Here is a 21,165-nt window from a genome sequence, read left to right on the forward strand (position 1 = left end):
TTTACTTTTCTCTCGTAATCCGATTTTTCGATTTTCAGGCCGCCCGCCTGTATCTGTGACCGGCTCTTTTATCCGTTCTTTCTGATTCCCTCGCGCTTTCTGAGTCTGGAATCAAGCTGACGCTTACGAATACGAAGACTCTTCGGAGTTACCTCCAGAAGCTCGTCACTGTCTATGAATTCCAGTGCCTGCTCGAGAGAGAGAATCATCGGAGGCGTCAGCACGAGCGCCTCGTCTGATGAAGAGGTACGGGTGTTGGTCAGATGCTTGGTCTTGCAAACGTTCAGCTCAATATCCTCCGGCTTGGAAGACATGCCGACAACCATTCCCGCGTAAACCTTTTCACCCGGTCCGATGAACAGCGTTCCTCTCTGCTGCGCTGCGAACAGCCCGTACGCAACGGATACTCCTGGCTCAAAGGCGATCAGAGATCCCTGTTTGCGGAACACAATATCACCCTTGTACGGTGCATAATCATCAAAAATCGTGTTCAGGATTCCCGTTCCTTTTGTCATCGTCATGAAGTTGCCGCGGAAACCGATCAGACCTCTCGAAGGAATGCTGAACTCCAGACGGGTAATACCGTTCTCACCGACGCTCATTCCCTGAAGCTCGCCCTTCCGCTCGCTCAGCGACTGAATCACAGCCCCTGAATACTCATCCGGCACATCGATGTATGCCAGCTCCACCGGCTCCAGCTTCCTGCCACGTTCATCGTACTTGTAAATAACCTCTGCCTTGCTGACCGCGAATTCGTAGCCCTCACGTCTCATCTCCTCGATCAGAACCGACAGATGAAGCTCTCCTCGTCCGGATACCTTGAAGCAGTCCGCAGAATCTGTCTCCTCAACCCGGAGCGACACATCGGTGTTCAGCTCACGGAACAAACGGTCGCGAAGATGCCGGGAAGTAACATAGGTTCCCTCGGTTCCTGCAAGAGGTGAATCGTTGACCACGAAATTCATGGAAATCGTGGGATCCTCAATCTTCTGGAATGGAATCGGCTGCGGGTTCTCCAGATCGCAGAGCGTATCTCCGATATGCAGATCCGCGATACCGGATACCGCTACGATCTCTCCTACCGTTGCCTTTTCAACCTCAACTCTCTTCAGTCCGTCGAAGACATACATCTTACTGATCTTTACCCGTGCCTTCTTGTCCGGATCATGATGATTCATCAGAAGAACTTCCTGATTCAAAGACAATGTTCCATTGTCGATTTTACCGATTCCAATCCGGCCGACATACTCATTGTAATCGATGGTTGATACCAGCATCTGAATACCGGCATCCGGGTCACCTGTCGGAGCTGGAATATATTTCAGGATTGCCTCGAAGAGTGGTGTCATGTCCTTTCTCTCGTCATCAAGCTCGTTGGTGCACCATCCGTCTCTCGCAGAAGCGTAGAGGAAGGGAGCGTCGAGCTGCTCATCGGAAGCTCCGAGATCCATCAGAAGCTCGAGGACCTCGTCCACCACCTCAGTCGGGCGCGCGTTCGGACGGTCTACCTTATTGATGCAGACCACAACCTTCAGATTTAGTGCCAGAGCCTTCTCAAGGACAAAACGTGTCTGCGGCATCGGCCCTTCAAACGCATCTACCAGAAGGATAACGCCATTTACCATCTTCAGTACACGCTCTACCTCGCCGCCGAAATCAGCATGTCCGGGTGTGTCGATGATGTTGATCTTGGTGTCCTTATATTGAACCGCAGTGTTCTTGGAAAGGATGGTGATTCCACGCTCCTTTTCAATTGCGCCGGAGTCCATGACTCTTTCCTGTACCTGCTGATTATCCCGGAATACTCCGCTCTGTCTCAGCAATTTATCTACCAGCGTTGTCTTGCCGTGATCAACATGGGCAATAATGGCAACGTTACGGATATCGTTTCTGGTAATTTTCATAATCTTTAACCTCACATCTAATGCCGGCAGCATCAACGTGCGTCTGCTCTCCCGGACATTGTCCCTTGGAAAACACGTTTCCGGTCTCGCGGACATTGCTCCTGGGAAAACCTGCCTCCGGATTCAAATATTCAAGCTTTTCTTCTGCCGAACCCGGGCAGATCTCACTGCCTGACCCCTGAAACGGGGCAACTCTGTATATTTTTTCACTATCTGCAACCACGAAATTATATCACAACATTTTCCCTTTGTGTAGTCTGCAAAGGTCTGATTTTATGCGGTTTCCACGAACTTTTTTGAACAGATTGAACGATAATCGTCTTTTCGTTATCTTGACAAGCATTTATGCAGACGATATAATCGCCTTATATGTGATAGAGGTTGCGTATCTCAAGAGTATCCGGTTCGATGCAGCAGAGTGCAGGGGAAGACGCGGAGAAAGGGACATACGCCGAAAGGAAGGGATCTCTGCTTTCTTTTTCTTGGGCATGAATCGAACAGGTTTATGACTGTCATCGTCAGATGGAGCGCTATCCGCAGATACATATACGATGAATCATGATCGCCGGCTGCATTCCGGTAACGGTTTTTACGCCCCGGGCGGATCTGCTTCATCAAAATGTCAGGCGGCGCCATTCCGGCGGCGCATATTTTTTGTCTCAAGGCATTGTTCACATACACTGATGCATCTATCCCACAGATATGAATGCACGGATATCAATGCACTGACATAGATGCACAGATATTGATGCACAGCTAGCAATGCACTGACATCAATGCACAGATATCAACGCACTGACATAGATGCACAGATATCAACACACTGACATAGATGCATAGATATGGATGCACAGATATCGATGCATAGACATCGATGTACAGACACGACTGTGCGAAACTGTGTACACAGTTACAAGTACACAGACTGGCAACGTGAAGAATCAATTTCTAACCCAAATCAAGGAGGATCTGTCATGGCAATTTTTAAAGGAGCCGGTGTCGCGCTCGTCACCCCGATGAATGAAGACGAAACTGTAAATTACGATAAGCTCGATGAGCTGATCGAGTGGCATATCGCGGAGGGAACCGACTGCATCGTCATCTGCGGAACTTCCGGCGAGTCTGCAACGCTCTCTGAGGAAGAACATATCGCCACCATCAGCCACTGTGTAGAGACCGTCAATCACAGAATTCCGGTTGTTGCAGGAACCGGATCCAACAGCACCAAAACCGCGATTTACCTTTCTACAGAAGCTGAAAAAGCCGGAGTCGACGGGCTTCTCGTCGTCACCCCATATTACAACAAGGCGACGCAGGCAGGCCTGATCCGCCATTACACTGAGGTTTCGGAATCGGTACACACACCGATCATCATGTACAACGTTCCTTCCAGAACCGGCTGCAATATTCTCCCGGAGACAGCAGCCTACCTTGGAAAGAATGTAAAGAACATCGTGGCAATCAAGGCTGCAAGCGGCAATCTTTCCCAGATTGCGAAGACAAAATCTCTTGCCGGTGATGCTCTGGATATTTACTCCGGAAATGACGATCAGGTTGTTCCGATTATGTCTCTCGGCGGCCTCGGCGTAATCTCCGTTCTCTCAAATGTCGCGCCCGGATATACCCATGAGATGTGCTGGAAATACCTGAACGGCGATACTAAGGGTTCCTGTGCGATGCAGCTGAATGCCATCGACCTGATCGACTCTCTCTTCTGTGAGGTGAACCCGATCCCGGTTAAGGTTGCCTTGAACATGATGGGCAAAGAGGTCGGTCCTCTCCGCGGACCGCTCTACGGTATGGGATCCGAGGCGGACACCGAGCGGCTCAGAAAATCATTGATTGACTTCGGAATCAAGGTAAAATAAATCTCTTTGGATCTGAAAACGGAAAAGTTCTGAAAGAATAAGCTGTGAAAAAGGAGAAAGAAATGGTAAAGGTGATTCTGAGCGGATGCAACGGACATATGGGACAGGTTCTGACTGACATCCTGAACGCAGATTCCGAGACTGTTATAGCAGCAGGTATTGATATCGCTCCGGCAAATAATGTCCGTGAGTATCCGATTTTTTCCAGTCCTGCTGACTGCTGCGTTGAAGCAGATGCTGTCATTGATTTTTCAAATTTCCGGGCGACAGATGCCCTTCTGGATTTCTGTGTAGACCGCAGACTTCCCCTGGTTCTCTGCACTACCGCTCTCACGGAGGAGACCCTCGCGAAGGTGGCCGAATGCAGCAAAGTCATCCCGATCCTCCGCTCCGCGAATATGTCTGTCGGCATCAATCTGCTGATGAAACTTGTAAAAGAGGCTGCTGCTCTTCTGGCTCCCGCGGGTTACGATATGGAGATCGTGGAAGCACACCACAACCGAAAGATCGATGCTCCGAGCGGAACGGCCCTGGCGCTTGGCGAAAGCATGAACGAAGCTCTCGACAATGAATATCACTTCGTATTCAGCCGTCATGACCGCCACGAAAAGAGAGACCCGAAGGAAATCGGTATTTCTTCGGTTCGGGGTGGCTCCATCGTCGGCGATCACACCGTCATGTTTGCAGGGCAGGATGAGGTGATTGAATTCCGACACACCGCCTACTCCCGTGCCATCTTCGGCAAAGGCGCGGTTGAGGCAGCTAAATTCCTTGCCGGAAAGCCCGCCGGCATGTATGACATGTCCGACGTAATCGGGTAAGTCTGTACTTCAGACGGAATCGGCAGATCCACACGTCAGACGAAATCGCATAACTCTGTATTTCAGATGAAATCGCATAATTCTGTATTTCAGATGAAATCAATAAATCTGTACTCTGGACGCAATTGACAAATCTGTGTGCCACATGTAATCATATAACTCTTTACGTCATAAAAGCTGCGGATCAATCCGCAGCTTTTCACGCCTCCAGATTTGCCTGTTTCACCAGGACGATCTCTTTCCGGTAACCTTCGTCATCATTCGGCGTCTCCAGAATGAATGGCCTGTTCTGCAGAAGCGGGTGATTCACAACCCGCATCAGAGCTTCCTCTCCGATCTTCCCGAAGCCGATCTTCTCGTGACGATCCTTATGAGAGCCGCATTCATTCTTGCTGTCATTCAGATGAACTGCAAAGAGCCTGTCCAGGCCTATCACCTCATCAAAATGCCGGAGCACCCCGTCCAGATCATTCACGATATCATATCCGGCATCCCAGACATGGCAGGTATCAAAGCATACACCGATCTTCTCCTTCCGCTCTGTCCTATCAAGGATTCCCTTTAATTCCTCAAAGCTGCGTCCGACTTCTGTGCCTTTTCCGGCCATAGTTTCCAGAAGGACCGTGGTCGTCTGATCGGCTGAAATCGTCCGGTTCAGAACATCCGCGATTTCATCCGCTGCCCTTTCGTAACCTTGCTTCAAGTGGGAGCCCGGGTGAAAATTGAAGAACTGTCCGGGCAGAAGTTCCATTTTCTGTAAATCTTCCCGAAATATGTTCTCGGAGTACTCGCGGATATCCTCTTTTGCGGAACACAGATTCATTGTATAGGGCGCGTGCGCCACCAGCCTGCCGAAGGAATGCGCCGAAAGAAAATCTCTAAGCGCTGCTATGTCCTCCGGGTCCGCTTCACTGCTCCTGCCCCCTCGCGGGTTTCTGGTAAAGAAGGCGAATGTATTCCCGCCGAGCCTTTCTTCCATTTTTCCCATCGAGAGGTACCCCTTTGAGATCGATACATGGTTTCCGATGTAAATCATTATCCCTCTTTTTTCCTGAATACTTTTATTTTTTTGTAAATCTTCATCCTGAGGAAGATAAACGCCGAGCCCGCCGCAACCAGCGCCGCCAGAATGTATCCTGCGATTTTCTTCATACGATTTCCGCTCCTGTAAGTCCTGTTCTCTAATCTACGATGTCCGCCCGCACCCATTTTCTGACCGATGTCACGAACGAGATAAAACACGCTGCGCGAGTTTTATCTCGCTATCGCGACGCTCGTCGCACACGAATACTTCGCATTCGGCTGCGGCTCACTGTTCGCGTAAAAAAAACGCGGACTGGAATTATGACGGAGCCTGCTGATGTCCCGCCGTGTCACAGAAAACACGCAGATTGGGATTATTGCCATTCTGCTGATGCCCCGCCGTGTCACAGAACCATCCGTACCGCTCCGTAAATGCCCGCGTCATTTCCGAGTGTAGCCAGGACAAACTTTGTATCCTCCGATGCATGAAAGGCATACTTTCTGTAATACTTCTGAATGGAGTCTGTGAGGATGGGGCCTGCCTTCGAGACACCTCCTCCGATCACAAATGCCTGCGGATCGACGACAGCCGCAACCATCGCGAGACCTCTGCCCAGTATCTCCGCAGTGTAATCAACGATTTCAAGAGCCACCTTGTCTCCTCTCTTGGCAGCGTCAAAAACATCCTTTGCCGTGATACTGTCCAGCCCTTTCAGCTCCGTCTCTTCCTTTGTTGAAGAAACGACAGCTTTCGCCGTGTTTGCAATTCCAGTTGCGGACGCATACTGCTCCAGGTGACCCTTTTTGCCGCATCCGCAGACTCTTGTCTCCTGCGGATTCACCGGCATGTGTCCGATCTCTCCCGCAGCGCCGAAGGTTCCGTCCAGAATCTGCTCGTTGATGATGATTCCTCCGCCGACACCGGTTCCGAGTGTCACCATTACGATATCCTTGAACCCTTTTCCGCCGCCCTGCCACATTTCTCCAAGCGCGGCAACATTTGCATCATTTCCCACCAGAACATTGATCTTGCCGTCAAAAAGCTGTTCCAGCTGATCCTTTACCGGAACGACATCCCATCCAAGGTTCACCGCGCGGTTCACGATCGATCTGTTCAGGATTGCTCCCGGAATGCCGATTCCGACTCCCTGAATCTCATCCAGACTGATTCCCTTATTCGACAGCATGCTCTTGATCGAGTCCGCAATGTCCGGAAGAATATTGCGGCCGCCGTCCTTCTTGTCCGTTACAATCTCCCATTTCAAAAGCAGATCTCCGGAAGTCCGAAAAATTCCAATCTTAACTGTAGTTCCCCCTACATCAACTCCGACTGCATATGATTTCATATCTCCAACCTCCTGTTTTCTATTCTTTCACAAATCCCTTCACTCTATAATCTTTACTCTCAAAGCCTCAAAGCAAAAGTCTGCTATTATCATACTCTGCAGGTTTTCCATTACATCCGCGTCCGGGCAATCAGCTGGCCTCCGTTTTCCTTCAGCCACCGGTCCCTCTCTCTGTAATCCGGAAGAAATTTCTCGACCTCATTCCAGAACAGCCGGGAATGATTCATCTGTTTTCTGTGGCACAGCTCATGAACGATCACATAATCCTGCACATCCGGCGGCACAAGCATCAGCAGACAGTTAAAGTTCAGATTTCCCTTCGCGGAGCAGCTTCCCCAGCGTGTCTTCTGGTTCCTTATGGTAATCCTTCCGTAGGTCACTCCGATCTCGGCTGCGTAAACAGCCACTCTTGGGGGGATGGTACGCGCTGCGAGTTCCGATAATTTACGGATTTCATCCTCCGTAATTTTTCCGTACGGATTCCTCGCCAGCTCTTCTTTTCTCTTCTCCATCCTGGCGGCGTTGCGCTCGATCCAGCCCTGGTTGGCTTCCACAAATCTTCGGATCTCATCGTTCGTTGCAAAATATGGTGCGCGCACGACAATTCCGGCATCCGGAGTAATCTGAAGGCTCAGGGATTTTCGTCTCTTCCGGCTTCGGATTACCTTGTAGTTCATGCCCCTCTTCCTTCCCTGAAATACCGTCATGCCAATTTGCATGCTGCCACATATGATAGTTCCTCATACTGTAATAAGGCCCTGGTGCTCCGATTGATCGGCATGCATCTAAGGGCCTTTTTTACTGTCGCAGAAACAAACCGACGGCAGACTTATTATTCTGTAGTTACAGGGGTATTGTCCTCTGTATTTTCGTTCTCAGCGGGCTCATCTACGTCTGTTATTGATTCATTTTCCTGATCTTCCGGAATTTCTTCCTTTGCCGGCGCGGACTCATCTTCCGCATCACTGCCGGACGCCGCAGCAAGTGCCTTTGCAGCCTTCTCGGCTTCGATCTCCGCATCGGTATCCAGCTTCAGGTTTCTGTAATATTTCATGCCGGTTCCTGCCGGAATCAGTTTTCCAATGATTACGTTCTCCTTCAGACCGATCAGGTGATCCACCTTGCCCTTGATTGCAGCGTCAGTGAGAACACGGGTGGTCTCCTGGAAGGACGCCGCGGACAGGAAGGAATCTGTCGCAAGAGACGCCTTTGTGATACCCAGAAGCAGTCTCTCATAGGTCGCGCACTCCTTGCCTTCCTCTTCCATCTTTTCATTCATATCCAGAACATCAAGATAATCCATCATCTTGCCCGGAAGCAGACCGGTATCGCCGCCCTCTTCCACGCGGACTCTCTTCAGCATCTGACGAACGATAACCTCGATGTGCTTATCGCAGATATCAACACCCTGCAGACGATATACACGCTGAACCTCTCCGAGCAGATAATTCTGAACGGCTTCAACTCCCTTGATACGGAGAAGATCATGCGGATTAATGGAACCTTCGGTAAGCGGATCACCTGCCTCTACTTCCTTGGTGGCGTCAGCATCTTCAAGCTCCTTCTTCAGCCTTGTTCCGTACGGGATCAGGTACGTCTTTGAATTGCCTTCCTTATCGGTTACGACGATCTCACGTTTCTTCTTTGTATCCTTAAGCTGCGCGGTACCTGACATCTCTGTAACAATGGCAAGTCCCTTCGGCTTACGGGCCTCGAAAAGCTCCTCGACACGCGGAAGACCCTGTGTAATATCAGCGGTACCTGCAACACCACCGGTATGGAAGTTTCTCATGGTAAGCTGTGTACCAGGCTCACCGATGGACTGCGCTGCGATGATTCCGACAGACTCGCCGACCTGAACAACTTCTCCGGTCGCCATGTTCGCGCCATAGCACTTTGAGCAGATGCCAAGATGAGAACGGCAGGTAAGAATGCTTCTGATCTTCACTTTTGTGATCGGATCTCCATTCTCATCCACGCCTTCAGACACAACCTTAGCCGCGCGGCGCGGTGTGATCATATGATTTGCCTTTACAATCACATTTCCGTCCTTGTCCTTGATCGTATAGCAGGAGAAACGGCCGGTAATACGCTCTTCCAGAGACTCGACCATCTCCTTGCCCTCGGTGAACGCCTCGACCCAGATTCCCGGAATTTCCTTGCGGTTGACGGAGCAGTCCGGCTCGCGGATCATCAGGTTCTGTGATACATCGACCATTCGACGGGTCAGATATCCGGAATCGGCGGTACGAAGCGCGGTATCGGAAAGACCCTTACGGGCTCCATGTGCCGACATGAAGTACTCCAGTACATCCAGACCTTCACGGAAATTTGACTTGATCGGCAGCTCGATGGTATGACCGGTTGTATCCTGCATCAGGCCTCGCATACCTGCCAGCTGTTTGATCTGCTTATCAGAACCACGGGCTCCGGAATCCGCCATCATGAAGATGTTATTGTATTTATCAAGTCCGCTCAGAAGAAGCTTGGTCAGATGATTATCGACTTCCTCCCATGTGGAGATTACTTCCTTATAGCGCTCTTCATCAGTGATCAGTCCACGCTTGTAGTTGCGGGTGATCTTGTCGACGGTTTTCTCCGCCTCCTCAAGCAGCTCCGGTTTTTCCTTCGGAACGGTCATATCCGAGATGGATACCGTCATTCCTGCACGGGTCGATATATGATATCCCATCGCCTTCACGGCATCGAGAACCTCAGCGGTTCTGGTCGCACCGTGGGTGTTGATGACCTTCTCCAGAATCTTCTTCAGGTCTCCCTTTTTTACCATGAAATCAATTTCCGGAAGAAGCTCATTGCCCGGCACGGAACGGTCCACATATCCCAGATCCTGCGGAATGATCTCGTTGAAAATCAGCCGTCCGAGTGTCGTCTCGACCACCTTGGAGATCTCATTTCCCTCAGCGTCCTTCCCATAGCGGCGGACCTTGATGATTGACTGATACTTGATATATCCGTTTTCATAAGCGAGCAGTGCCTCGTTGAGATCCTTGTAGAAGGTTCCCTCTCCGATCTCGCCGGGACGTTCCTGTGTCAGGTAATAGATTCCGAGAACCATATCCTGAGATGGAACGGCAACGACTCCTCCGTCAGACGGCTTCAGAAGGTTGTTCGGGGAGAGAAGCATGAATCTGCACTCTGCCTGCGCCTCCTGTGTCAGCGGAAGATGCACGGCCATCTGGTCACCGTCAAAGTCGGCATTGAAAGCGGTACATACCAGCGGATGAAGCTTGATTGCTTTTCCTTCAACCAGAATCGGCTCAAATGCCTGAATACCGAGACGATGCAGTGTAGGCGCACGGTTCAGCATAACCGGGTGCTCCTTGATGACATCTTCCAGTACATCCCAAACCTGCGGATCAAGCTTTTCCACCATCTTCTTGGCGTTCTTGATATTGTGTGCCATCTGCCTGAATACAAGCTCCTTCATGACAAATGGCTTGAACAGCTCAATGGCCATTTCCTTCGGAAGACCACACTGATAAATCTTCAGTTCCGGTCCATTGACGATAACGGAACGTCCGGAATAATCGACACGTTTTCCAAGGAGGTTCTGACGGAACCGTCCGTTCTTTCCCTTCAGCATGTCGGACAGAGATTTCAGTGCGCGGTTTCCCGGGCCTGTAACCGGTCTTCCTCTTCGTCCGTTATCGATCAGAGCATCTACAGCCTCCTGCAGCATTCTCTTCTCATTTCTGACGATGATATCCGGTGCTCCAAGATCCAGGAGTCTCTTCAGACGGTTGTTCCGATTGATGATTCTGCGATAAAGATCGTTCAGATCGGAGGTCGCGAATCTGCCGCCATCCAGCTGTACCATCGGGCGGAGGTCCGGCGGAATAACCGGTACGCAGTCCAGAATCATCCACTCCGGGCGGTTTCCGGACTCACGGAAAGCTTCTACAACCTCAAGTCTCTTGATGATACGGGCTCTCTTCTGACCGCTTGCCTGCTCCAGCTCTGTTGTCAGTTCTTCATATTCCTTGTCCAGATCGATCTCGCAAAGAAGCTCCTTGATTGCCTCAGCTCCCATTCCGACACGGAACTCATCCGGTCTGTACGTCTCAAGCGCCTCACTGTACTCACGCTCTGAGAGAATCTGCTTCTTCATCAGCTTGGTATCACCGGGATCAAGTACAATATAGCTTGCAAAATACAGAACTCTCTCCAGTGTTCTCGGAGACAGATCCAGGATCAGGCCCATACGGGAAGGAATCCCCTTGAAGTACCAGATGTGGGATACGGGCGCTGCCAGCTCGATATGGCCCATACGCTCCCGGCGGACAGATGATTTCGTAACCTCTACGCCGCATCGGTCACAGATCACACCCTTGTAGCTGATCTTCTTGTATTTTCCGCAATGACACTCCCAGTCCTTGGTCGGTCCGAAAATCCGTTCGCAGAACAGTCCGTCTTTTTCCGGTTTCAGCGTACGATAGTTAATCGTTTCCGGCTTCTTGACCTCTCCATGAGACCACTCACGGATCTTATCCGGTGAAGCAAGGCCGATGCGAATGGCATCGAAGTTCAGCTGCTGATGCGTTCCTTCTTCTTTATTAACTGTTTCCGGCATTTATTTACCCCTTTCAGCATGTATATGAAATCCGGCGCGCCGCGGAAATATCCGGCGCGGCACGGATCTACTACTCATTGGTTGACAGACACCTTGCAGGGCCTGCGCTCTCAGACCCCGGCACGAATAAATTATTCATCCATGTCGTCATCAAGGCTTTCGATAAATTCCTCATCCTCATCGTCTGTGATGGTATCGTCGAGATCATTCTCACTGTCAACGAGCTCACCGTCCTTGAATTCCTGCTTTCCGAATCCGTGGTCGCTCAGTTCCTTGTCATCTGCCCTGTTGTTGTACCGGTCTGCATCCTCCATGATCTTGCGGAAGCTTGTATTGCCGTAGTCAACAGACTCCATGATCTTGACCTCTTCTCCGTTCTCATCCAGGACGCGGATATCCAGTGCCAGAGACTGAAGCTCTTTCAGCATAACCTTGAAGGACTCCGGAATGCCCGGCTCGGGGATGTTCTCACCCTTGATAATCGCCTCGTATGTCTTCACACGTCCAACGACATCATCGGATTTCACGGTCAGGATCTCCTGAAGTGTATAAGCTGCGCCGTATGCCTCCAGCGCCCATACCTCCATCTCTCCGAAACGCTGTCCTCCGAACTGAGCTTTTCCTCCCAGAGGCTGCTGGGTAACAAGGGAGTATGGACCTGTGGAACGTGCGTGAATCTTATCGTCAACCAGATGATGCAGCTTCAGGTAATGCATGTGTCCGATTGTGGTCGGGCCGTCAAACGGCTCACCTGTCCGACCGTCACGGAGCTGAACCTTTCCGTCGCGGCGGATCGGAACGCCCTTCCAGAGCGCCCTGTGATCTCTGTGATCGGACAGATACTGCATAACTTCCGGCAGGAGGATATCCTTGTATTTCTCATAGAAATCATCCCACTCGCTGTTCACGTAGTCGTTTGCAAGCTCAAGGGTATCCTGGATATCCACCTCATTCGCGCCGTCGAATACCGGCGTGGAGATATTGAAGCCAAGTGCCATCGCGGCAAGACTCAGATGGATCTCCAGAATCTGTCCAATGTTCATACGGGAAGGTACGCCCAGCGGGTTCAGAACGATATCGAGCGGACGTCCGTTCGGCAGGAACGGCATATCCTCGATTGGAAGCACGCGGGATACGACACCCTTGTTTCCGTGACGTCCGGCCATCTTGTCACCGACAGATATCTTTCTCTTCTGCGCAATGTAGATACGAACCGCCTGGTTCACACCGGGGGACAGCTCATCGCCGTTTTCTCTGGTGAATACCCGGGCATCCACAACAATACCGTACTCGCCGTGCGGAACCTTCAGCGAGGTGTCGCGGACTTCTCTCGCCTTTTCTCCGAAAATAGCACGAAGCAGACGCTCCTCGGCGGTCAGCTCGGTCTCTCCCTTCGGAGTTACCTTTCCGACAAGGATATCTCCGGCACGTACCTCCGCGCCGATGCGGATAATACCGCGCTCATCCAGATCCTTCAGCGCATCATCGCCGACACCGGGAACATCCTTTGTGATCTCCTCCGGTCCGAGCTTGGTGTCGCGGGCCTCGCACTCGTACTCTTCGATATGAATGGAGGTGTAAACGTCATCACGCACCAGACGCTCTGACAGAAGAACCGCATCCTCGTAGTTGTAGCCCTCCCAGGTCATGAAACCGATCAGAGGGTTCTTTCCGAGAGCAAGCTCTCCGCCCGATGTGGAAGGACCATCCGCGATCACCTCGCCAGCGTCTACATGATCACCCTTGAAGACAATCGGCCGCTGGTTGTAGCAGTTGCTCTGGTTGCTTCGCTCGAACTTCATCAGATGATATACGTCGCGGCTTCCATCGTCGTTGTCCATGCGGATCTCATAGGAAGTTGAATACGTGATGGTTCCCGCCTTCTTTGCGACAACGCAGACTCCGGAGTCAACGGCAGCCTTCTCTTCCATTCCGGTTCCGACAGCAGGTGCCTCGGTGAACAGAAGCGGCACGGCCTGACGCTGCATGTTCGATCCCATCAGTGCACGGGTCGGGTCATCATTCTGAAGGAAAGGTACGCACGATGTCGCGACCGAGAATACCATCCGCGGAGATACATCCATGTAATCAAACATGCTTCTGTCATAAGCCTGTGTCTCTGCCCGGAAACGTCCGGATACGTTATGATGAATGAAATGTCCATCTTCATCGAGAGGCTCGTTCGCCTGCGCCACATGGTAGTTGTCCTCTTCATCGGCCGTCATATAGACAACTTCCTTCGTGACAACAGGGTTCTTGGGATCCGTCTTGTCAATGCGGCGGTAAGGTGCTTCGACAAATCCGTATTTATTGATTCTCGCATAGGATGCGAGGGAGTTGATCAGTCCGATGTTCGGTCCCTCAGGAGTCTCAACCGGACACATCCGTCCGTAATGCGTGTAATGAATATCACGCACCTCCATGCCGGCACGGTCTCTGGAAAGTCCTCCCGGTCCAAGGGCAGACAGACGTCTCTTATGTGTCAGCTCACCGAGCGGGTTGTTCTGATCCATGAACTGGGACAGCTGCGAGGATCCGAAGAATTCCTTGACGGCAGCTGTAACCGGCTTGATGTTGATCAGAGACTGTGCGGAAATCGTATCAAGATCCTGCGTGGACATTCTCTCACGCACAACACGCTCCAGTCTGGAAAGACCGATTCTGTACTGGTTCTGAAGAAGCTCTCCCACGCAGCGGATACGCCGGTTGCCCAGATGGTCAATGTCATCATCATTTCCGATGCCATACTCCAGATGCATATTGTAGTTGATGGAAGCGAAGATGTCTTCCTTCGTGATATGCTTTGGAATCAATTCGTGGATTCTGTCGCGGATCTCGTCCTTGATGTCTTCAATATCCGTATACTCGGAAAGGATCTCAGAGAGAACCGGGTAATAAACTTCCTCAGTGACTCCGACTTCCTCCGGATCTACATCCACCCATCTGGTGATATCCACTTCAAGGTTGGAAAGAACCTTGACATTGCGCTCCGGTGTCTCAATCCACACATACGGAACTGCAGCATACTGAATATCATCCGCCATCTCGCGGGTGACGGTCTGTCCCTTTTCCGCAATGATCTCTCCGGTCTCTGTATTGACAACATCCTCAGCCAGTACATGACCCGCGATACGATTCCGAAGAGCAAGCTTCTTGTTGAACTTGTAGCGGCCCACCTTCGCCAGATCATACCGGCGGGGGTCAAAGAACATACCATTGATGAGCGTCTCGGCGCTCTCCACAGCAAGCGGCTCACCGGGACGGATCTTCTTGTAGAGTTCAAGAAGACCTTCCTGATAATTCGTAGAGGTATCCTTTGTAAAGCTTGCCAGAATCTTCGGTTCCTCGCCGAAATACTCAACGATCTCGGCGTTCGTTCCGATACCGAGCGCACGGATCAGTACGGAAATCGGAACCTTCCTGGTACGGTCCACACGTACCCAGAAAACGTCATTGGAGTCAGTCTCATATTCAAGCCATGCGCCACGGTTCGGGATAACCGTACAGGAATAAAGCTCTTTACCAAGCTTATCATGCGCAATGCCGTAATAAATTCCAGGAGAACGCACCAGCTGGCTGACGATGACACGCTCAGCACCGTTGATGACGAAGGTACCGGTCGCCGTCATAAGAGGGAGATCGCCCATGAAAATCTCATGTTCGCTGATCTCATCCTTTTCCTTATTGAAAAGACGTACCTTTACCTTAAGTGGTGCTGCATACGTAGCGTCACGCTGTTTACACTCTTCGATGGAATACTTTACATCATCCTCACAGAGCTGGTAGTCCACAAACTCAAGACTCAGTTTCCCGCCGTAATCTTCGATCGGAGAGATGTCATCGAAAGCTTCCTTGAGACCGTCCTTCAGGAACCACTCATAGGAATCCTTCTGAACCTCGATCAGATTGGGCATTTCCAGAACTTCTTTCTGTCTCTGGTAGGTCATGCGAATGTTTCTGCCGCTGTGGATCAGACGTATCCTGTTTTTCTCCATTGACGTTTCACCCCTTGTGATATAATATGAAAATAAATTATGTCTCCCAAGCCCCCGGAGGGGCTTCGTTGACGGTAACTATACATGCCCATCTGTATCGTGAATTTGAACAAAATTTTTTTTGTTCTCAGGATGGTAGGCACATGTTGCCATAATAGTGCATTTTTTACAATAACACAGTCTGTCAAGCCTGTCAAATGAAATTTAATACAATTGAAACATATTTTTTCTGTTTTCCAGACACGAAAAGCGTCTCCGTCTCCGGAGACGCTTTTCCATTTATACATTTTTAACACAATGTTCCTGTATCCGCTTCTTATTTTGCCCGGCACTCCGCGTCACCGTAGGGAAGATGCTCGTTGAAGTTTCTGGCATTTTCCATAGTAATCGCCGCAATTGCCTGCATCGCCTCCCGGGTGAAGAATGCCTGATGGGAGGTCAGAATCAGGTTCGGGAACATGGTGAGCCGAGCCACGATATCATTTGTTAGGAAATCATCGGAATGATTCGTGTATACATTGGAATCTTCTCCCTCATAGACATCGAGCGCCACTGCGTGGAACTTCTGCGCCTTCAGTCCGCGGATCAGAGCTTCCGCGTCTACAAGGCCGCCCCGGGAGGTATTCACGAGCATTACATTATCCTTCATCATGGCAATCGTATCGTCATTGATGATGTGATAAGTCCCGCCCTCTCCCATGATTAACGGAAGATGCAGAGAGATGAGATCCGCTCTCTGAAGCAGCTCGTCCTTGCTGACATAGGTGAGAAGCCCCTCCTCTTCCAGCTTGCGATTCGGGAAGGCATCCCATCCGAGCACCGTCATGCCATATCCCTTGCAGATCTTTGCCATGCACTGGCCGATCTTTCCGGTTCCCATGATACCCGCAACCTTGTTGTGAAGGTCCACCCCGAGAAGACCGCTCAGCGCAAAATCGTTCTCCTTCACCTTCAGGTATGCCTTGTGAATATGACGGTTCGCCGCCTGAATGATCGTCATCGCATGCTCGGCAACCGCGTACGGGGAATAAGCAGGCACGCGAAGCACTGTGATTCCGCACTCCTTTGCCGCCTGCAGATCTACATTGTTGAATCCTGCACAACGCAGAAGGATCAGACGGACACCGCACTGACTCAACGCCTCCACTACCTCGCGCGGTGCCTCGTCGTTCACGAAAATGCATACCGCACGGAATCCTTCGGCCAGATGTACCGTCTCCGATGTCAGTCTTGCCTTAAAATACTTGATCTCAACGTTATAAGTGCCTTCTCCTTTATCCCTCGCAAGCTGACTGAAAAACATTCTGTCATAATCCTTTGTCCCGAAGAAAGCAACCTTCAGAACATCCACGTTCTTATCCTTCGCCGCGATCCCGTGAAACACATCAGAAATTTTCTCAATGGCTTCCTCCTCATCCGGGCCTTCCGCCGTAATGTTCAGAACAGACCCCTTTGCCGCATGAAGCTTGAGAATCTGAAGAACATTGTCGCCGCTCGCCACTTCTCCGTCGCATTCTATGACGACCTCGCTCTTCAGTGCGGTACACGCCTGAGCAATCATTGCCGCCGGGCGCGCATGAATTCCGAGAGAGGTTTTCACGGTATACTGTAAGCTTTTCATTCTTCTTCCTTTCTGATATGTACATCCGTACACATCTCTGTACTATCTGGCCGTCTCTTGTGCTACTTTTTTCGGGCTGTATGATTTTCTGTCGCCGCATCTCATCATCTTCCGCAACGCATGCCTGCCTGTCGCGGCATCTCATCATCTTCCATGGCGGCTGACTGCCTGTCGCAGCATCTCATCATCTTCCGTGACGCCGGATTCCCCGCCATGTCAACTGCCCGTTCAATTGTCCGACATGATGCTGCATCCATGATATCATGTTCCCGGCAGTTTGAGAAGATACAAGTGGAATCGATTACAGCAGACTTCCCACAGCAAGAAACAGCGGCGCGAATACCAGAGATACAATCGTCATCAGCTTAATAAGAATATTAATGGACGGACCTGACGTATCTTTGAAAGGATCGCCGACAGTGTCTCCGACAACCGCTGCCTTGTGCGCCTCGCTGCCCTTTCCTCCGAACTTTCCGCCCTCAATGTATTTCTTCGCATTGTCCCAGGCGCCGCCGGCGTTGCTCATGAAAATTGCCATCAGTACGCCTGTGAGCAGCGACCCCGCAAGCATCCCTCCCAAAGCATCCGTTCCGAGGATCAGGCCAAGCAAGATTGGTGAAGCTGCTGCAAGAATGCCCGGAAGAATCATCTCGTGAAGCGCCGCCTGTGTGGATATCCCGACACAGGATTTGTAATCCGCACGGCTCGTTCCGGCCAGAATGCCTGGATCCGCACGGAACTGCCGGCGCACTTCTTCAATCATCTTGTATGCCGCCTTCGATACAGATTCCATCGTAAAGGCGGAGAACAGGAATGTCAGCATGCCTCCGACAAAGAGACCGATGATAACCTTCGGATCCATGATATCAATCTTCTCCAGATGAACCGCCTGCGCATAGGATACAAAAAGCGCAAGAGCCGTCAGCGCCGCAGATCCGATCGCAAATCCCTTTCCGATTGCCGCGGTCGTGTTTCCCACGGAATCCAGAGCATCGGTAATCTCTCGGACGCTCTCATCCATGCCGGACATCTCGGCGATTCCGCCGGCATTATCCGCAATCGGACCATATGCATCTACGGCAATTGTACTTCCGGCCGTTGCAAGCATTCCGACCGCCGCGAGGGCGATGCCGTAAAGTCCCGCTGTGATATAGGACACGAAAATACCGACACAGATACAAAGAATCGGCACCATGACAGACTTCATGCCTACCGCCAGCCCTGTGATGATGGTTGTGCCGGCTCCGGTCTGTGATTCCTCCGCGATCTTCCGGACGGATTTATATTTGTCTGAAGTATAGATCTCTGTCATCTGACCGATCACAAACCCGACGAGGAGTCCGAAAATCACCGCAACTGCCGGCCGGAACTCCCCGAACAGAGTCCTGCTCAGAATCAGAGACGCAATGATGACCAGCAGATACGCAACATAACTTCCCATGTTCAGAGCTCTCTGCGGGTTTCCATTTTCCTTGCCTCTGACAAAAAAAGTGCCAATAATAGACGCGGCTATTCCGCATGCCGCAATTATAAGCGGATAGAAAGCTCCCGCTTCTCCGGAAGACGCGATTCCAAGCGTGACCGCCGATACGACTGCGCCTACATAGGATTCAAACAGATCCGCACCCATACCTGCCACATCACCGACATTATCTCCGACATTATCCGCAATCACCGCCGGGTTGCGCGGATCGTCCTCCGGGATATTGTTCTCGACCTTTCCCACAAGATCAGCGCCGACATCTGCCGCCTTAGTGTAGATTCCGCCTCCCACACGCGCAAAGAGCGCAACCGAGGACGCGCCGAGACTATAGCCAAACAGCACATCCGCATTGCCGCTGATCAGATAGATCAGACTGGCTCCCAGTATACCCAGCCCCACCACGCAGAAGCCCATGACAGCACCTCCATGATACGCAATGGAAAGGGCCTTTGGCATTCCGGACTTTCCAGCCGCGTTCGCAGTACGGACATTTGCCAGCGTAGCAACCCGCATTCCGAAAAAACCCGCCAGTACCGAAAAAGCCGCTCCAATCAGAAAGCATACCGCCTCCAGCCAGTTCTGCAGCGCAAAACCCAGAACCAAAAACAGAACCGCGACAAAAACCGCCAGCACCTTGTACTCCGAGGCGAGAAACGCGCTCGCGCCCTCCCGGATCGCAGCCGCGATTTCCTGCATGCGCTCCGTTCCCGCCTCTTCTTTTCTGACGGAACCCGCCAAACAGGCAGCGAAAATCAGCGCAACAGCACTGATCACCGGCACCAGAACCAAAATACTCTTTGACATTTCTTTCGCCTCCCTTACTCAGCAATCTGCAGCTTATAAAGTTTGTTATGCCCCACTCGCAGGGCATCCGGGCTTACGGGATTAAACACTGTCTATTTTCCCGTTTTTCTTCAATTATACTACTTTTCATTTATATCACAAATAATATTTAGAAAAGAAGCTCCCTTGTATATTTAGAAAAGGAGCTTCCTCGTTCATGGAACGAAGAAGCTCCTTGTACATATTGTGGTACCCTGCCTGCGGGGCATGACGATTTATAATTACCAGTTTGCCGCAATGTCAAGCTGTGTCGGGTTCGCGGCAGCGAAGCCACCGGTGTCAACCACTATTCCCATTCCGAGACTCGTCGCGATCAGAGATCCTCTCGGTCTGACACCAAGATTTGCCGCAACCATTACATAACTTCCAAGCATCTTGACTCCGTCGGACCGCACCCAGTATTCATCGGTATTACCCATGCTTCTCATGATGCTGACGACACCTGACATATCCATATTATAATAAGTTTCCTGCCCGCTCGGGCCTTCAATCCGGCCGGCAGCCGCCGTAAGCGCCGCGCCAGAATAAGTACTGGATGGTGCCGGGCTCTCCGCAGAAGCTGCCTGTGTAGGAGCAGGAGCTGCAGTCGGCGTCGGTGTTGCCACAGCCGCGGCAGTACCCGCGGCTCCCGATGAAGATGAAGCTGAGGTACCCCCGGATGCCGGCATCGACGATTTCGATTCCGGAGCAGCCGCCTCCTGGGCCTCCTGCTCGGAAACAGCCTCCTGCGTCGAGGTTCTCGCCTTATCCGCCGCTGCCGCATCTGCAGCGGCCACCTCATCTGCTGCCTTCTCGTTCAGCGCGTCGATATTGGCCTGCTGTTCCTGTATGCTTGCCAGAAGGTCCGCCGCTGTACTCTGCTCACCTTCCAGAGAATCTGCATACTCCTGGACATCCTCACGGGTGGAATCCACAAGATTCTGTATCTCTTCCCGTTTGCTCTTGCTTTGTTCCTGAAGACCGGCGATTTGATCCGCCTCCTTCTTCACCTCTTTTTGCTTCTCGGTAATCGTCTCGCAGATCTCGCTGTACTCCTTCAGAACTTTCCTGTCATAGCTCGTGAGCTCAGACACGTTTGTGCTTTCATTCAGGAAATCACTGAAGTTACCGGAGGAAAAAAGCGTCTCCAGCGCACCTGTTCCGGTTCCATTCTCATACATATATTTGATCCGGAGCGCCATGTTCTTCGCCTGAACACTCTCCTTCTCCTGCGCATCGGCGAGTTCCTGATTCACGGTATCATATTCTTCCTGTGTAGCGCTGTACTTCTGCTGAAGCTCATCCAGCTGCTGATTCAGATCCGTCAGCTGATCATTGAGATCCTGCAGATATTCCTGTGCATTATCCTTCTTCGCCTGAAGCCCGCTGATTCTATCCTGCGCGCTATTGTATTCAGATTCTGCCGCGCTCTTCTTCGCCTCAGCCGAGTCGATCTCATCCTGCGTAGAAGCCGCTGCCGGATAAGTTCCAAAAGCCCCCGACAGCAGCAGAGCTGCAGAAAGTGCCGCAGGTAAAAATCGTTTCATTCCCTTCATAAATGTACACCTCAGATTTAAAATCGTTTCCCCTTTCTCAAGGGAATGAAGATATTATAACATATGTACCGTTCTATTAAAAGTGTTTTGTAACCTTTTGTAACTTTTCCGCAATATTTTTATTGTAATCGCTGT

Annotated in this window: 11 protein-coding genes and 1 riboswitch; of the genes, 2 read left to right on the forward strand and 9 right to left on the reverse strand. The window is 51.2% G+C overall.

Annotated elements, in window-relative coordinates; translation table 11 throughout:
- Positions 1–68: 68 nt before the first annotated feature.
- The gene (typA, locus tag ACTQZS_RS00680) at positions 69–1,904 is read right to left on the reverse strand and encodes a translational GTPase TypA (protein WP_441474113.1); all 1,836 of its coding nucleotides are present in this window, start codon (positions 1,902–1,904) and stop codon (positions 69–71) included.
- A gap of 367 nt (positions 1,905–2,271) precedes the next feature.
- A riboswitch (Lysine riboswitch) is annotated at positions 2,272–2,445 on the forward strand.
- 433 nt (positions 2,446–2,878) lie between these two features.
- On the opposite strand from typA, the gene dapA reads away from it, so the two are divergent.
- Together dapA and dapB are read left to right on the forward strand one after the other, a co-directional pair.
- Positions 2,879–3,772: a 4-hydroxy-tetrahydrodipicolinate synthase gene (gene dapA / locus ACTQZS_RS00685; RefSeq protein ID WP_441474114.1), complete on the forward strand. Its 894-nt coding sequence runs from the start codon at positions 2,879–2,881 to the stop codon at positions 3,770–3,772.
- A gap of 62 nt (positions 3,773–3,834) precedes the next feature.
- Positions 3,835–4,593 (forward strand): 4-hydroxy-tetrahydrodipicolinate reductase, encoded by a 759-nt coding sequence (gene dapB, locus ACTQZS_RS00690; RefSeq protein WP_441474309.1) that lies wholly within the window; start codon positions 3,835–3,837, stop codon positions 4,591–4,593.
- A gap of 199 nt (positions 4,594–4,792) precedes the next feature.
- On the opposite strand, the gene ACTQZS_RS00695 is transcribed toward dapB, so the two are convergent.
- The 8 genes from ACTQZS_RS00695 to ACTQZS_RS00730 all read right to left on the reverse strand — a co-directional run bounded on the left by ACTQZS_RS00695 (position 4,793) and on the right by ACTQZS_RS00730 (position 21,030).
- A complete protein-coding gene (locus ACTQZS_RS00695) occupies positions 4,793–5,629 on the reverse strand; it encodes a deoxyribonuclease IV (protein WP_441474115.1) in 837 nt (278 codons plus the stop codon).
- Between the two features lie 391 nt (positions 5,630–6,020).
- Positions 6,021–6,962 carry an ROK family glucokinase gene (locus ACTQZS_RS00700; protein ID WP_441474116.1) on the reverse strand — a complete coding sequence of 314 codons (942 nt, stop codon included), beginning with the start codon at positions 6,960–6,962 and terminating at the stop codon, positions 6,021–6,023.
- 110 nt (positions 6,963–7,072) lie between these two features.
- The gene (locus tag ACTQZS_RS00705; protein ID WP_441474117.1) at positions 7,073–7,639 is read right to left on the reverse strand and encodes a M48 family metallopeptidase; all 567 of its coding nucleotides are present in this window, start codon (positions 7,637–7,639) and stop codon (positions 7,073–7,075) included.
- 155 nt (positions 7,640–7,794) lie between these two features.
- A complete protein-coding gene (gene rpoC, locus ACTQZS_RS00710; protein ID WP_441474118.1) occupies positions 7,795–11,553 on the reverse strand; it encodes a DNA-directed RNA polymerase subunit beta' in 3,759 nt (1,252 codons plus the stop codon).
- A 131-nt stretch (positions 11,554–11,684) separates the two neighbouring features.
- Complete coding sequence (rpoB, locus tag ACTQZS_RS00715; protein ID WP_441474119.1) at positions 11,685–15,548, reverse strand: DNA-directed RNA polymerase subunit beta; 3,864 nt, start codon at positions 15,546–15,548, stop codon at positions 11,685–11,687.
- 316 nt (positions 15,549–15,864) lie between these two features.
- Positions 15,865–17,169 carry a fused HPr family phosphocarrier protein/2-hydroxyacid dehydrogenase gene (locus tag ACTQZS_RS00720; protein ID WP_441474120.1) on the reverse strand — a complete coding sequence of 435 codons (1,305 nt, stop codon included), beginning with the start codon at positions 17,167–17,169 and terminating at the stop codon, positions 15,865–15,867.
- Positions 17,170–17,470: 301 nt separating this feature from the next.
- Positions 17,471–19,456, reverse strand: coding sequence for a sodium-translocating pyrophosphatase (locus ACTQZS_RS00725; protein ID WP_441474121.1), 1,986 nt, complete (start codon positions 19,454–19,456; stop codon positions 17,471–17,473).
- Positions 19,457–19,716: 260 nt separating this feature from the next.
- The gene (locus ACTQZS_RS00730; RefSeq protein ID WP_441474122.1) at positions 19,717–21,030 is read right to left on the reverse strand and encodes a murein hydrolase activator EnvC family protein; all 1,314 of its coding nucleotides are present in this window, start codon (positions 21,028–21,030) and stop codon (positions 19,717–19,719) included.
- Positions 21,031–21,165: the final 135 nt, after the last annotated feature.

It is taken from the genome of Bilifractor sp. LCP19S3_H10 (genome assembly GCF_052119185.1).
Taxonomy (GTDB): domain Bacteria; phylum Bacillota; class Clostridia; order Lachnospirales; family Lachnospiraceae; genus Bilifractor.